Origin of the sequence: Streptomyces ficellus (assembly GCF_030406405.1) — a bacterium.
GTDB lineage: Bacteria > Actinomycetota > Actinomycetes > Streptomycetales > Streptomycetaceae > Streptomyces > Streptomyces ficellus_B.
On the sequence record NZ_JAUEPL010000046.1, the window covers coordinates 25,708 to 39,987 of the forward strand.

Annotated in this window: 11 protein-coding genes and 1 pseudogene; 9 read left to right on the top strand and 3 right to left on the bottom strand. The window is 72.6% G+C overall.

Features of this window, described 5'->3' with window-relative positions; translation table 11 throughout:
• Positions 1-177 precede the first annotated feature (177 nt).
• Both aceE and QWM81_RS24760 read left to right on the top strand, forming a co-directional pair.
• Positions 178-2,910 carry a pyruvate dehydrogenase (acetyl-transferring), homodimeric type gene (aceE, locus tag QWM81_RS24755; protein ID WP_290114555.1) on the top strand — a complete coding sequence of 911 codons (2,733 nt, stop codon included), beginning with the start codon at positions 178-180 and terminating at the stop codon, positions 2,908-2,910.
• Positions 2,911-3,033: 123 nt separating this feature from the next.
• Positions 3,034-3,807, top strand: coding sequence for a potassium channel family protein (locus QWM81_RS24760; RefSeq protein WP_290114556.1), 774 nt, complete (start codon positions 3,034-3,036; stop codon positions 3,805-3,807).
• 363 nt (positions 3,808-4,170) lie between these two features.
• Here QWM81_RS24760 and QWM81_RS24765 read toward each other — a convergent pair whose 3' ends face one another.
• The 3 genes from QWM81_RS24765 to QWM81_RS24775 all read right to left on the bottom strand — a co-directional run bounded on the left by QWM81_RS24765 (position 4,171) and on the right by QWM81_RS24775 (position 6,734).
• Positions 4,171-4,479, bottom strand: a complete 309-nt coding sequence (locus QWM81_RS24765; RefSeq protein WP_290114557.1) for a small hydrophobic protein — start codon at positions 4,477-4,479, stop codon at positions 4,171-4,173.
• A gap of 19 nt (positions 4,480-4,498) precedes the next feature.
• A complete protein-coding gene (locus tag QWM81_RS24770) occupies positions 4,499-4,939 on the bottom strand; it encodes a peptidase inhibitor family I36 protein (protein WP_290114559.1) in 441 nt (146 codons plus the stop codon).
• A 169-nt stretch (positions 4,940-5,108) separates the two neighbouring features.
• Complete coding sequence (locus tag QWM81_RS24775) at positions 5,109-6,734, bottom strand: MFS transporter (protein WP_290114560.1); 1,626 nt, start codon at positions 6,732-6,734, stop codon at positions 5,109-5,111.
• 115 nt (positions 6,735-6,849) lie between these two features.
• On the opposite strand from QWM81_RS24775, the gene QWM81_RS24780 reads away from it, so the two are divergent.
• The 7 genes and pseudogenes from QWM81_RS24780 to QWM81_RS24810 all read left to right on the top strand — a co-directional run.
• Positions 6,850-7,545: a TetR/AcrR family transcriptional regulator gene (locus tag QWM81_RS24780; protein ID WP_290114561.1), complete on the top strand. Its 696-nt coding sequence runs from the start codon at positions 6,850-6,852 to the stop codon at positions 7,543-7,545.
• A gap of 87 nt (positions 7,546-7,632) precedes the next feature.
• On the top strand, positions 7,633-8,865 hold the full coding sequence (locus QWM81_RS24785) for an alpha/beta hydrolase (protein WP_435372450.1): 1,233 nt from the start codon (positions 7,633-7,635) through the stop codon (positions 8,863-8,865).
• Positions 8,866-8,951: 86 nt separating this feature from the next.
• Positions 8,952-9,809, top strand: a complete 858-nt coding sequence (locus tag QWM81_RS24790) for a DUF4429 domain-containing protein (RefSeq protein ID WP_290114562.1) — start codon at positions 8,952-8,954, stop codon at positions 9,807-9,809.
• A 134-nt stretch (positions 9,810-9,943) separates the two neighbouring features.
• Positions 9,944-11,254, top strand: coding sequence for a sensor histidine kinase (locus QWM81_RS24795; RefSeq protein WP_290114563.1), 1,311 nt, complete (start codon positions 9,944-9,946; stop codon positions 11,252-11,254).
• Entirely contained in the window at positions 11,251-11,928 is a 678-nt protein-coding gene (locus tag QWM81_RS24800; RefSeq protein ID WP_290114564.1) for a response regulator, read from the top strand. The genes QWM81_RS24795 and QWM81_RS24800 overlap by 4 nt, the downstream gene beginning before the upstream one ends.
• A gap of 129 nt (positions 11,929-12,057) precedes the next feature.
• Positions 12,058-13,095, top strand: coding sequence for an alpha/beta hydrolase (locus QWM81_RS24805; RefSeq protein ID WP_290114565.1), 1,038 nt, complete (start codon positions 12,058-12,060; stop codon positions 13,093-13,095).
• Positions 13,092-14,279: pseudogene (locus tag QWM81_RS24810) on the top strand (acyltransferase family protein); the annotation flags it as partial. The gene QWM81_RS24805 and the pseudogene QWM81_RS24810, both read left to right, overlap by 4 nt.
• Position 14,280 lies beyond the last annotated feature (1 nt).

Below are 14,280 nucleotides of genomic sequence, written 5' to 3' on the forward strand. Positions count from 1 at the left end.
CCCGCCCGACCGGGGCCCGCACCCCCCGACCCGGGTCCCCACCTGGGCCGGAACAGGGCGACCCGCAAGGGTTACCCCTCGGTAAAGATGACGTTTGCGTCCCACGGGGTACACGATGGTGGTGGCGCGACCGTACAGCCGACATCCCCGTAGGCTCCACCGAACAGAAGGAACAGCGTGGCTTCCGGATCCGATCGCAACCCGATCATCATTGGCGGCCTTCCCAGCCAGGTCCCGGATTTCGATCCCGAAGAGACCCAGGAATGGCTTGACTCCCTCGACGCCGCGATCGACGAGCGCGGCCGCGAGCGAGCCCGCTACCTGATGCTCCGCCTGATCGAGCGGGCCCGCGAGAAGCGCGTGGCCGTGCCCGAGATGCGCAGCACGGACTACGTGAACACCATCGCCACCAAGGACGAGCCGTTCTTCCCCGGCAACGAGGAGATCGAACGCAAGGTCCTCAACGCCACCCGCTGGAACGCCGCCGTGATGGTGTCGCGCGCCCAGCGTCCCGGGATCGGCGTCGGCGGCCACATCGCCACGTTCGCCTCTTCGGCGTCGCTCTACGACGTGGGCTTCAACCACTTCTTCCGCGGCAAGGACGAGGGCGACGGCGGCGACCAGATCTTCTTCCAGGGCCACGCCTCCCCCGGCGTCTACGCGCGCGCGTTCCTGCTGGACCGGCTGACCGAACAGCAGCTGGACGGCTTCCGTCAGGAGAAGTCGAAGTTCCCCAACGGGCTGTCCTCCTATCCGCACCCGCGGCTGATGCCGGACTTCTGGGAGTTCCCGACCGTCTCCATGGGCCTCGGCCCGATCGGCGCGATCTACCAGGCGCGCATGAACCGCTACATGGAGGCGCGCGGCATCGCCGACACCTCCATGTCGCACGTGTGGGCGTTCCTCGGCGACGGCGAGATGGACGAGCCGGAGTCGCTCGGCCAGCTGTCGATCGCGGCGCGCGAAGGTCTCGACAACCTCACGTTCGTCGTCAACTGCAACCTCCAGCGGCTCGACGGCCCGGTGCGCGGCAACGGCAAGATCATCCAGGAGCTGGAGTCGCAGTTCCGCGGCGCCGGCTGGAACGTGATCAAGCTGGTGTGGGACCGCTCCTGGGACCCGCTGCTGGCACAGGACCGCGACGGCGTGCTGGTCAACAAGCTGAACACCACGCCGGACGGACAGTTCCAGACGTACGCCACCGAGACCGGTGCGTACATCCGCGAGCACTTCTTCGGTGACGACCACCGGCTGCGCGCGATGGTCGAGAACATGACCGACCACCAGATCCTGATGCTGGGCCGCGGCGGTCACGACCACCGCAAGATCTACGCGGCGTACAAGGCGGCCGTCGAGCACAAGGGCCAGCCGACCGTGATCCTTGCGCAGACGGTCAAGGGCTGGACGCTCGGCCCGAACTTCGAGGGCCGCAACGCCACCCACCAGATGAAGAAGCTGACGGTCGACGACCTGAAGCGCTTCCGCGACCGGCTGCACCTGCCGATCTCCGACAAGGAGCTGGAGTCCGGCCTGCCGCCGTACTACCACCCCGGGCCGGACTCGGAGGAGATCCAGTACATGCACGACCGCCGCAAGGCGCTGGGCGGGTACGTCCCGACCCGGGTCGTGCGGGCGAAGCCGCTGACGCTGCCGGAGGACAAGACGTACGCGGCGGTCAAGAAGGGCTCCGGGCAGCAGTCGATCGCCACGACGATGGCGTTCGTGCGGCTGCTGAAGGACCTGATGCGGGACAAGGAGATCGGCCGGCGGTTCGTGCTGATCGCGCCCGACGAGTACCGCACTTTCGGTATGGACTCGTTCTTCCCGAGCGCCAAGATCTACAACCCGCTGGGGCAGCAGTACGAGGCGGTCGACCGTGAGCTGCTGCTCGCCTACAAGGAGTCGCCGACCGGGCAGATGCTGCACGACGGCATCTCGGAGGCGGGCTGCACGGCGTCGCTGATCGCGGCCGGCTCGGCGTACGCGACGCATGGCGAGCCGCTGATCCCGGTCTACGTCTTCTACTCGATGTTCGGTTTCCAGCGGACCGGCGACCAGTTCTGGCAGATGGCCGACCAGCTGGCGCGCGGTTTCGTGTTGGGCGCGACCGCGGGGCGTACGACCCTGACCGGTGAGGGGTTGCAGCACGCGGACGGGCACTCCCAGCTGCTCGCGTCGACGAACCCGGCCTGTGTCGCGTACGACCCGGCGTTCGGCTACGAGATCGCGCACATCGTCAAGGACGGCCTGCGCCGGATGTACGGGCCGGACAGCGAGGACGTCTTCTACTACCTGACCGTCTACAACGAGCCGATCCAGCACCCGGCCGAGCCGGCGGACGTGGACGTGGAGGGCATCCTCAAGGGCCTGTACCGCTTCAAGAGCGGTGAGGCCGGGGCGATCCCGGCGCAGATCATGGCGTCCGGTGTCGCGGTGCCCTGGGCGGTGGAGGCGCAGCGGATCCTCGCCGAGGAGTGGAACGTACGGGCCGACGTGTGGTCGGCGACGTCGTGGAACGAGCTGCGCCGTGACGCCGTCGCGGTGGACGAGCACAACCTCCTCCACCCGGAGGAGGAGCAGCGCGTCCCGTATGTGACGCGGAAGCTGTCCGCCTCGGAGGGTCCCTTCGTGGCCGTCTCCGACTGGATGCGCTCGGTTCCGGACCAGATCGCGCGCTGGGTGCCGGGTACGTACTCCTCGCTGGGCGCGGACGGCTTCGGCTTCGCGGACACGCGGGGCGCTGCGCGGCGGTACTTCCACATCGACGCGCAGTCGATCGTGCTGGCCGTGCTGAGGGAGCTGGCCCAGGACGGCAAGGTGGACCGCTCGGTGCTGAAGCAGGCCATCGACCGGTACCAGCTGCTGGACGTCAAGGCTGCCGACCCGGGCGCGGCGGGCGGCGACGCGTAAGCGTCAGGCGTAGGCGTCAGGCGCAAGCGTCAGGCGTAAGCCGGGACGCGTAGCGGCTGACGGTCGTGCGGTCGTGAGGGCGGTGGGGCCTGGTGGTCCCGCCGCCCTTTCGCGTTCCTTACGATGCCCGGCATGACGGAATCCACCTCGCAGCACCGCTGGGAACAGCGTGCCCAGGCGCCGCTGCTGGCGCTCGCGGTCGCCTTCGGCGTCGCGTACGCCGTGCCGATAGTGGCGCCCGACGCCGACCACTGGGTGCACGCGGTGTGCACGGCGGTGGAGTGGACCGTGTGGGGAGCCTTCGCCCTCGACTACGTGGTACGGCTGGCACTGGCCCCCTCGCGACGGCTGTTCGTGCGCAGCCATCCGCTGGACCTGGTGGCGGTGGTGCTGCCGCTGGTCCAGCCGCTGCGGTTGCTGCGGCTGGTCTCGACCCTGCTGCTGGTGGGGCGGCGGGCCCGGATGGCGTCGCAGATCACGCTCACGACGTATGTGGCCGGGTCGGTGGCGGGCCTGCTGATGTTCGGCTCGCTGGCCGTGCTGCATGTGGAGCGGGACGCGCCGGACGGGAACATCAAGACGCTGGGTGACGCGGTGTGGTGGTCGTTCACGACGATGACGACCGTGGGGTACGGGGACCACGCGCCGACGACCGGGCTCGGGCGGCTGCTGGCCGTGGGCCTGATGCTGTCGGGCATCGCGCTGCTGGGTGTGGTGACGGCGAACATCGCGGCGTGGTTCATCTCCCGCTTCGAGCGGGACGACAAGGAGGAGCGCCGCCAGACCGCGCTCCTGGAAGCGCTGACCGAGGAGGTCAGGCAGCTCCGGGCGGAGGTCGTGCGGCTCTCGGGCAACGCCCCGGCGGTGCCGGCACAGACCACCGCGGAGCGAACCTGAACCCCTGCTGGGTCCGCCGGGCCGGCCGGGCCGGCTGGGCCTGCCGCACTGCGGGAGCTGCCGGGCCGGCCGGACCCAGCGGACATTCCGACCTACCGGGCTGCCGGACCTGCCGGGCCAACTGGACCTGCGGACATGCCGGGCTGCGGAAGCTGCCGGGCCCGCCGGGCCGGCTGGACCCGCGGACATGACGGGCTTCCGGACCTGCCGGGCTGCGGGACCTGCCGACCCACCGAGCTGCGGGACCTGCGGGAGCTGCCGGACCTGCCGGGCCAACTGGGCCTGCGGACATGACGGGCTACGGGGCTCCCCGGACCTGCCGGGCCTCACACGCTGCCCGGCCTGCCGGGCCGGCGGCCGCTGTCAGAACAGGCCGTTGCCCGGGGTGCCGGCGCCGGCCGCCCATATCAGGGCCAGCACGGTGTCGATCGCCCCGAGAACGAAGGCGACCAGCGCCGGGACGTGATCGGACGCCCAGCGCCGGCCCATGCCGAGCCAGCCGCAGACGATCGCCACCGGGCCGAGGATGATGCCCAGTACGAAGAAGCCGGCGACCGCGCAGACCAGCCCAACGATCCCGAGCGTCGCGCGATCCGGCCCGGTCCGCGACCACATCCGGCCGCGTGAGCGGGGGTTCCTGCGCGAACGCGAGGTGTACCCGAAACCGTTCATGGCGTGCGGGTGCCCTGGTTCAGTTCTCCCACACCTTGAAGGCCCGTACTTGATAGGGGGATTGGGGCACCCAGGTGCCGCCGCCCGGATACGTCTCGAACTCGCCGGTCTCGGCGCACTCGGCGGACTGGTAGGTGGTGACGGGCCGTCCGGTGCGGTTGGCGAGGGCGGCGGCGGTGGTCCCCGCGGGGAGGGGGACGCACGCCTCGATGTCGACGCCGGTCAACTCATGCGCGTGCCGGGCCCCCTTGAAGCCCTCCTTGGCCCACAGGCACAACTGCCCGGTGTCACACGGTCCGAGGCGGGGCGACGCGGCGGCCACACGCGCGGCGCTCCCGGTCGCGGCGCTCCCGGTCGCCGCAGCCACAGGCGCGGCGCCCACCGGAACGGCACCCGTGAGCGTGGCGGCGAGCGCCGTGGCGGTGAGCGCGGCGGTGGTCAGGGCAGTCGTGGAACGCATGGGAACCCCCGTGTGTCGTAAAGATCACTTGCCCCCATCGTGACGCTGAGTGACCGCTCTGGGGAAGGGTTCCCGGGCCGGTCCACCCGTACGAGTGACCGACCGACACGCGTCGGGCCCCGGCAGCGCATCGCATGGCTGCCGGGGCCCGAGGGAACTGCCAGGAACGTCAGATGTGCGCGCCGCCCGCGCCCGCCTCGGCGTTCTCACCGCGCTTGGTGAGCGTGGCGACCAGGGCCGCGACGACCGCCACGGCACCGGCCACCGTGAAGGCCAGACCCATGCCGGACATGAACGTGTCGTGGATGACGCCACCGATCTTCGACAGCAGGTCCGGCGTCATACCCGGCGTCTTCGCCAGCTCCGCCGGAACCGTGCCGAACTCCGCCGCCTGCTCCAGCCGCGGGTCCGGCGGCACCGGAATCCCGGCCTCCCGCCAGTTGCCTGCGAACTCGGAGCTGACCTTGGAGGACATGACGGCGCCGAGCACCGCCGTACCCAGCGCGCCGCCGACCTGCATCGCGGCCTGCTGGAGACCGCCGGCCACGCCGGACAGCTCCAGCGGGGCGTTGCCCACGATGACCTCCGTGGCACCCACCATGACCGGCGCGAGACCCAGGCCCAGCAGGGCGAACCAGAGGGACATCACCAGCGTGCCGGTGCCCTCGGTCAGGGTGATCATGCCGAACATGGCGGCGGCCGTGCAGACCATGCCGCCCACCAGCGGCACGCGCGGCCCGAACCTGGTGATGAGCGCGCCCGCCAGCGGCGAGGAGATGATCATCATGGCCGTCAGCGGCAGCAGGTGCAGACCGCTGTCGACGGGGCTGAGTCCCTTGACGCCCTGGAGGTAGAACGTCACGAAGAACAGGCCGCCCATGAAGGCGAACGCCATCAGGACCATGAGCACCGTGCCCGCCGACAGCGGGATGGAGCGGAACATGCCCAGCGGGATCAGCGGGTCCTTGCGCAGGGCCTTCTGGAGCACCAGCTCCCAGGCGGCGAACAGGGCGAAGAGGACGACCGCGCCGCCCAGGAAGCCCCATGTGCTGGCGCTTCCCCAGCCCCAGCTCTCGCCGGCCTTGATGATGCCCCAGATCAGGGACCCCATCGCGGCCGACAGCAGCACGATGCCGAGCAGGTCGAAGGAGCGCGGCGCGTTCCGTGCCCGGTGGTCCTTCAGGATGACCAGGCCGAAGACGAGGGCGATCACGCCCACCGGCACGTTGATGAAGAACACCGACTGCCAGTTGACGTGCTCCACGAGCACGCCGCCGAGGATCGGGCCGCCCGCGGTGGACGCGCCGATGACCATGCCCCAGATGCCGATCGCCATGTTCAGCTTCTCGGCCGGGAACGTGGCGCGCAGCAGGCCGAGCGCGGCCGGCATGAGCAGTGCGCCGAACAGGCCCTGGAGCACCCGGAAGGCGATCACCAGGGCGATCGAGTCGGACAGGCCGATCGCCGCGGAGGCGGCGGCGAAACCCGCGATGCCGATCAGGAAGGTCTGGCGGTGGCCGAAGCGGTCACCGAGCTTGCCGGCCGTGATGAGGGCGACGGCCAGCGCCAGCAGATAACCGTTCGTGATCCACTGGACGTCGGCGAGCGACGCGCCGAGGTCCTGCTGGATCGCGGGGTTGGCGATGGCGACGATCGTGCCGTCCAGCGCGACCATCATCACGCCGGCCGCCACGGCGAACAGCGTCAGCCAGGGGTGGCCGCGCAGCCCCTTGGCCGGTGCGGGCGCGGGATCCCCGCCGTGTGGCGACTTTTCGATGGTGGTCTGACTAGTCATACCGCGAGGCTAATGTCAGCCGCTGACAATTGACAAAGCATTTCACACGCCGGTAACTGTCACGCCGCTCACAGGTAGCCTGAGCAGCCAGAAATGGCAGAAAGAGGACCATGACGTGACGGTTGAGCAGCCGAGCTCCGCGGGCTTGCGCGAGCGCAAGAAGCAGCGCACCCGCGACGCCCTGCTGCGCGCCGCGCTGGAGCTCTTCACCACCCAGGGGTACGAGCGGACCACGGTCGACGAGATCGCCGATGCCGTCGACGTCTCGCAGCGCACCTTCTTCCGCTACTTCGCCAGCAAGGAAGAGGTCGCCTTCGCCGTCCAGCAGATGGTGGAAGGGCACTTCGTGGACGCCCTGCGCCAACGCCCCGGCCACGAGGCCCCGTTGGAGGCGATGCGCAACGCCGTCCTGTCCGCCTGGGACACCATCGGCGAGGCGATCAGGGAGGTCGTGCCGGTCGAGCTGTACCTCCGCACCTTCCAGGTGATCGAGTCCACGCCCGCGCTCCTCGCCGTACACCTGCGCCGCTCCATCGAGATGGAGGAGAACATCGCCCGGCTGATCGCCGAACGCGAGGGCCTGGACGTGGACGCCGACCCGCGCCCGCGCGTGGCCGTCGCCGCGTTCAGCGGCGTCATGCGGATGACCGGCCAGCTGTGGGGCCGCGGCGAGGACGCGTCCCTGGAGGCGATCCGCGCCCTCACCGAGGCCTACCTCGATCACCTCGGACCGGCGCTCGCCACTGACTGGCGCGGCGGCGAGGCGCCTGCGCGGGCCCCGCGGCGTACGCCCGGAGCGCACGCGGAGTAACCGCACTACCCCGATCCGCCACTCTCACGCGTGACGTGCGTCACCCTCTCCCCGGGGCCCCTCAGGTGTCTCCTAGGGTGTCCCGCAGTGACTTCCTTCGACTCCTCCCCCACACCCCAAGTGTGGCGCGCCACACCCCAGGTGTGGCGCGCGCTGCTCGCCCTGGCCGTGGTCTTCGTCCTCCTGATGACCACCGGCTGGACCGCGATACGCGATCAGCGCGGGCCGGGCGGGCCGCGCGAGGCCGCAGTGGCCGCCTGGCGGGACGACCGGATCGGCACGCGCCACCTTCCCGACCCCCAGTCGCCACCGGCCGAGCTCACCGCGTTCTTCGCGTCGCTGAGCCCCCGGCAGCGCGACCGGCTCGCCACCGAACACCCCCTCGTCGTCGGCAACCTCGACGGCGCGCCCGTCACCCTGCGCTACCGCGCCAACCGGCTCGCGCTGCGCGCCGCGCTCGACGCCGAGCAGCGGCGCGTGGACGACAGGCGGCTGTCCCCGGACGGTCACCGCGAGGCGGTCCGCCGCACCCACCGGTTCGCCTCCCTGATGCGCGCCGACCGGCAGATCCTCGCCTTCGACCCCTCCGGCAACGGCCGTGTCGCCGAGGTGTTCGGCGACCTCGACCGCGCCCAGCGCGTCTCCGTCATCGTCCCGGGCGTCGACACCAACCTGCTGACGTTCCAGAGGAGCGCCCGCAAGTACACCGCGCCCGTCGGCATGGCCGAGTCGCTGTACGCCGCCGAACGCGCCGCCGCGCCCGCCACCCGTACCGCCGTCATCGCCTGGGCGGACTACACCGCGCCCGTGGGCGTCGGCATGGACGCGGCCATCGGCCGGCGCGCCGAAACCGGGGCAGCCCGGCTCGTCTCCCTGACCGGCGCGCTGCCCGGCCACTCGCGGGTGGCCCTGTTCTGCCACAGTTACGGCTCCGTGGTGTGCGGGGTCGCCGCCCGCCGGCTGCCCCCGCGGGTCGCCGACCTCGCGGTGGCCGGGAGTCCCGGGATGCGCGCCGCGAGCGCCGCCGGGCTCGGCACCCGCGCCCGGGTGTGGGCCATGCGCGACGCCGACGACTGGATCGCCGAGGTGCCGTACCTGGAGGTCGGCGGGCTGGGGCACGGGGCCGACCCGGTGGCGCCCGAGTTCGGGGCGCGCCTGCTGTCCGCGGCGGGCGCGGTGGGGCACGCCGGGTACTTCGAACCGGGTACGGAAAGCCTGCGCAACTTCGCCGAGATAGGCGTCGGCTCGTACCGGTCCGTGCGCTGTGCGGGCACCGGGGACGCCTGCCGCGGTGGAATCTCCGGCGCGACGGCGCTCTGACGCGCGTAGAAACGCGTGGGACGGTGCGAAACCTCGCAACTCTTCGGGGGGCGACGCGCGGGCGCCCGCCGCATACGATGAGGCGCATGGGTGATGTGCTGGCCGGAATTCATGCCACCTGGGAGTTCGAACCCGACGCCGTGCTCATCCGCTTCGAACGGGGGATCCGCGCACCGAAGCTGTACCAGGCGCTGCGCGAACGGCGTGTCCCGCACGAGGCGTTGGCGTCGGTGACCCTCTCCCCCGGCAGACGCGGCACGGTGGTGCTGCACGCCGTGCCCAGAGCGGGTGCCGATCCGCTGATGGAGGCCGCGGCGGGCCAGCTGAAGGACGCCTGCGACCCGTACCGCCTGGTGCTGCCCGCCGAGCGGGAGACCCTCGCCGAGTATTACGCGGACGAACTGCGCGCCCGGCTCGGGCCGGAGGCGAAGGAGCGGGCCGACCGGTTCCTGGTCGCCGCCCCCGAAGCGCCCCTCCAGTTCAAGGCGTACGACGGCAAGGCGAGCTTCGACGGCGGCCAGGTGGCGTTCCGCTGGTTCTGGACCGGCGCGTCGTCCGCCAAGTGGAAGGCGGGCGACCAGACCTTCTCCGTACGGGAGCTGAGCGGCGTCGAGTGGCGCTCGCCGGACGTCTTCGACGGGTACCTGCGGCTGCTGCGGCGCGGCCACCACCCGGAGCCCCAGGCCGACCAGGACCCGGCGGCGGTCGTCTTCGGGCTCGGCTACGGGCCGGTGCACGAGTCGCTGCCGTTCGCGGCCGCGGTGCTGGCGGCGGTACGGGACGCGGGCGGGGAGCCCGTCCCGGTGGGCGCCGCGGTGACGGCGGGGCGGGACCCGGCGGTCATCGCGGAGCGGATACGGCACCTCGGCGAGCTGTACCAGGCGGGGCTGGTGACGGACGAGGAGTTCGCGGCGAAGAAGGCGCAGTTGCTGGCGGAGCTGTGAGGCCCGGCGCTGCCGTACGCGAGCGGCGAAGACCCGGGCGGTCCTGCCCGGCGCTGTCATACCCCGGTATGAGGCGGGGACCGGCTCCCGGGTATGACGCCGGGGAGCCCGCCGCTTTCTAGGCTGGCCGGACCATGAGTACCGCACCTTCCCGCACAAGCGACCACACGCGCGACCACAAGGGCGACCGCACCCGCGAGTCGCTGCGCGCGCTCGGCGTCGCCCTCGCCACCCCCACCGCACCGGGCGCGCCGCTGCTCGCCGAGGCGTCCTCGCGGTGGCTGCGCCTGCTTCCGTACGCCCTCGCGTTCGCGTTCGTGGCATCCCTGCTGCCCAGCACCGTCACCGTGCTCGCCAACGACTACGGGGTGAACGGCGCGATCGCCGGCGCCCTGGCCACCGCCCAGACCACGCCGCTGCTGCTCGCCGTGACCCGGCCGCTCCAGGCCTGGTGGATCGTCCTGGCCGGTGACGTCCTGGGCGCGCTGGTGCTGCTCGGCGCGGACGGCGTGGCCGGCCGGCCCTGGCCGTGGACGCCCATGGTGGTGGTGGGCTACCTGGCGCTGATGCTCGCGGTGGGGCTGCGCGAGCCTCGCCGGACGCTGCTGGGCGTCTGGCTGGTGACGGGTGCGGCGGGGTTCGCGTTCGAGCTGTTGCCCCGGCCGCACGGCGACGGTACGCACCTGCTGATGTTCGTCCTCAGCGGCGTCGTCCTGCTGCTCACCGGGACGCTGCGGGAGCGCGGGGACGCGCAACGGCGGCTGGTCGAGCAGGAGACGATCAGTGAGGCGGAGCGCGCCCGGCGCACGCTGCTGGAGGAACGGGCCCGGATCGCGCGCGAGTTGCACGATGTGGTGGCCCACCACATGTCGGTGATCACGGTGCAGGCGGATTCGGCGCCGTACCGGATCGAGGGCCTGCCGGAGGCGGCGCGCGAGGAGTTCTCGGCGATCGCCGCGTCCGCGCGGGAGTCCCTGACGGAGATGCGGCGGCTGCTGGCGGTGCTGCGCAGCGAGGGCACGGAGGGCGAACGGGCGCCGCAGCCGGGCCTGGACCGGGTGCAGCAGCTGGTGGAGGCGACGGTACGGGCGGGCGTGCCGGCCGAGTTGTCGCTCCCGGCGGAGCTGGGCCCGGTGCCGCCGGCGGTGGACCTGTCGGCGTACCGGATCGTGCAGGAGGCGCTGGCGAACGTGGTGCGGCACGCGCCGGGCGCGCCGACGCGGGTGTCGGTGACGTCGGCGGACGGCCGGCTGACGGTCCTGGTCGTCAACGGCCCGCCGGACCGGGCGCGTTCGCCCCTGGAGAGCGGTGGTACCGGGCACGGGCTGGTGGGGATGCGCGAGCGCGTACGGTTGACCGGCGGCACGCTCGACACCGGGCCGCTGCCGGACGGCGGATTCCGCGTCGCGGCCTGTCTCCCCCTCACCGCGAAGGAACCCGTGTGACCATCCGCGTGATCATCGTCGACGACCAGGCCATGGTGCGCGCGGGGTTCGCCGCGCTGCTGTCGGCGCAGCCGGACATCGACGTCGTGGGCGAGGCGCCGGACGGCCGGGCGGGCGTGTCGGTGGCCCGTTCGACGCACCCGGACGTGGTCCTGATGGACGTACGGATGCCGGAGATGGACGGTCTGGCGGCGGCGCGGGAGATCCTGTCGCCGCCCCCGGGCGTCGTCCACCGGCCGAAGGTGCTGATGCTCACCACCTTCGACGTGGACGACTACGTGTACGAGGCGCTGCGCGCCGGCGCGTCCGGGTTCCTGCTCAAGGACGCCCCGCCGGCCGACCTGATCGGTGCGGTACGGGTGGTGGCGGCGGGCGAGGCGCTGCTGGCGCCCTCGGTGACCCGGCGCCTGATCGCCGAGTTCGCCGCCTCCCGCCCGGCCCCGCGCCGGGACCGCTCCCTGCGCCTGAAGGGGCTGACGCCGCGCGAGACGGAGGTCCTGGAGCTGATCGCCCGGGGCCTGTCGAACCAGGAGATCGCGGGGCATCTGATCCTGGCCGAACAGACGGTGAAGACCCATATCGGCCGGGTCCTGTCGAAGCTGGACCTCCGGGACCGGGCGCAGGCCGTGATCTTCGCGTACGAATCGGGCCTGGTCACCCCGGGCGAGGCGTAGCGCCCGGGTCTCGCCCACCCCCTACTCCGGTATCACCCCGTGGTTGGCCCCGCGGTGTGACGTCCCCTCCGAGGGCGTCCTCCTACCTTCCTCTCGCCGCACAGGACGAAGGAAGAAGAGGGGGGCGTCATGCGCCGCTGGAAGAGGACCGTGACCGCCGTCGCGCTGGCGACGGCCGTTGCCGCCGGGACCGCCGGATGGGCCGCCGGGAGCGGTCAGCGGGCCGTGACCGGGCCGCCGCCGGGAACGGCCGCATGGCGCGCCGATACGTCGCTGGGGCGGGCCCTTCCCGATCCGGAGCGCGCCACACCGCGTGAAGTGGCGGGGTTCTTCCGCACGTTGAGCCCCGCGCGGCAACGGGACCTGGTGCGCCGGCACCCCTCCGTCGTCGGCAACCTCGACGGCGTGCCGGTCGCCCTGCGCTACGAGGCCAACGCGACCGCCCTGCGCCGCGACGCCCGGTTCGCGCACCTGGCCGGGCAGGGGCGGCGGATCCTGGCGTTCGACCCGCGCGGGCGGGGCCAGGTCGCCGGGGTGTACGGCGACCTGACGCGCAGCCGGCACATCGCCCTGATCGTGCCCGGGTCCGACGTCGACGCGGGGACGTACGACCGGGCACGCGATCCGTACGGCACCCCCGCCGGGATGGCGCGGCAACTGCGGGCGGCGACCGGCGAGGACGTCGCCGTCATCGCCTGGGCCGGCTACACCACGCCCGTCGGGGTCGGCGTCGACGCCGCGACCGGCGGCCTCGCCGAGGCCGGGGCCGAGCGGCTGGCCCGCCTCGCGGACGGGCTGGCCGCGGCCGGCGCCCCCGCGCCCGCCGTGTTCTGCCACAGCTACGGCTCGGTGGTGTGCGGCCTGGCGGCCGGCCGGCTGAGGGCGAGGGACCTGGTCGTGTTCGGCTCGCCCGGCATGCGCGCCGACAACGTCGCCGCCCTGCGCACCTCCGCACGCGTGTGGGCGGCCAAGGACCCGTCCGACTGGATCTCCAAGGTGCCCCACACCCGGCTCCTGGGCCTCGGCCACGGCCCCGACCCGGCCTCCGCCGACTTCGGCGCCCGCCCCGTGCCCGCCGCCGACGCCCACGGCCACACCGGCTACTTCGCGCCGGGCACCGAGTCTCTCCGTACCTTCGCGGCCATCGCCCGGGGAGAGGTCCGATGAGGCTGACCGATCGCATCGAGGCCCGCACGCCCGCCCACCGCGACCGGGCGATCGACGGGCTGCGCGCGCTCGCCCTGCTCGCCGTGCCGACCGGCCACTGGCTCCTCGGCGGGTTCACCCTCGACGGTGACGGGGCGATCCACAACGCCAGCCCTCTCACGGCCTTCGGCTTCCTCGCACCCGTCAGCTGGGTGCTCCAGACGCTGGGGATCTTCTTCCTGGTGGGCGGGTACGCGTCCGTCCTGTCGTACCGGAGGAAAACCGGCTCCACGCGCGCGTGGCTCGGGGGACGGCTGGCCCGGCTCGGCCGGCCGGTCCTCGGGGTCACCGCCGTGTGGGCCGTCCTGCTGCCCGTGCTGCGCTACGGCCTCGACGTGCCGGGCGACACGCTGCGGACCGCCTCGACGCTGGTCGTCCAGCCGCTGTGGTTCGTGGGCGTGTACGCGGTCGTGACCGCCCTCACCCCGTACTGCGGGTACGCCGCCCGCCGGCTCGGCGGCGTGTGGGCGGCGGTGCCGCTGCTCGGGTCGGTCGCCGTCGTCGACTTCCTGCGGTACGGGCCGTACGCGCAGGCCATGCCGTCCTGGCTGAGCCTGCTGAACCTGCTGCCCGGCTGGCTCTTCGCGTACCAACTGGGCGTGTCGTGGGGCGAGAAGCGGCTCGGCGGGCGGCAGGCGTGGGCGCTGCTGCTCGGCGGGGCCGCGCTCTTCGCCGCCCTGCTGCTCGCCTTCCACTACCCCGCCTCGATGGTCGGCGTCCCCGGCGAGGCCCGCACCAACTCCCACCCGCCGTCGCTGCTCGTCCTCGCCCTCGCCGCCGCGCAGAGCGGCGCCGCGATCCTGCTGCGCGACCGGCTGGGCAGGCTGCTGAGGCGGCCCGCGCTGTGGGCGCCGGTCGTGGTGGTGAACCTGTCGGCGATGACGATCCTGTGCTGGCACCAGACGGCGATGCTGGCCGCCGCCGTTCCCGCGTCGCTGACGGTCGGTACGGTGCCGGGGCTGACGACCGCGCCCGACACGCTCGGCTGGGTCCTGGCGCGGGCGGCGTGGCTGCCGCTGTTCGCGGGGCTGCTGATCCTGATCGGGCGGTACGCGCGGGGGCTGGAGTCCCCGTGGACCGGCGCGACCCCGGCCCGCCGCACGGCAGCGGGGCTGCTGGCGGCGGGCTTCGCGGTGTACGCCCTTC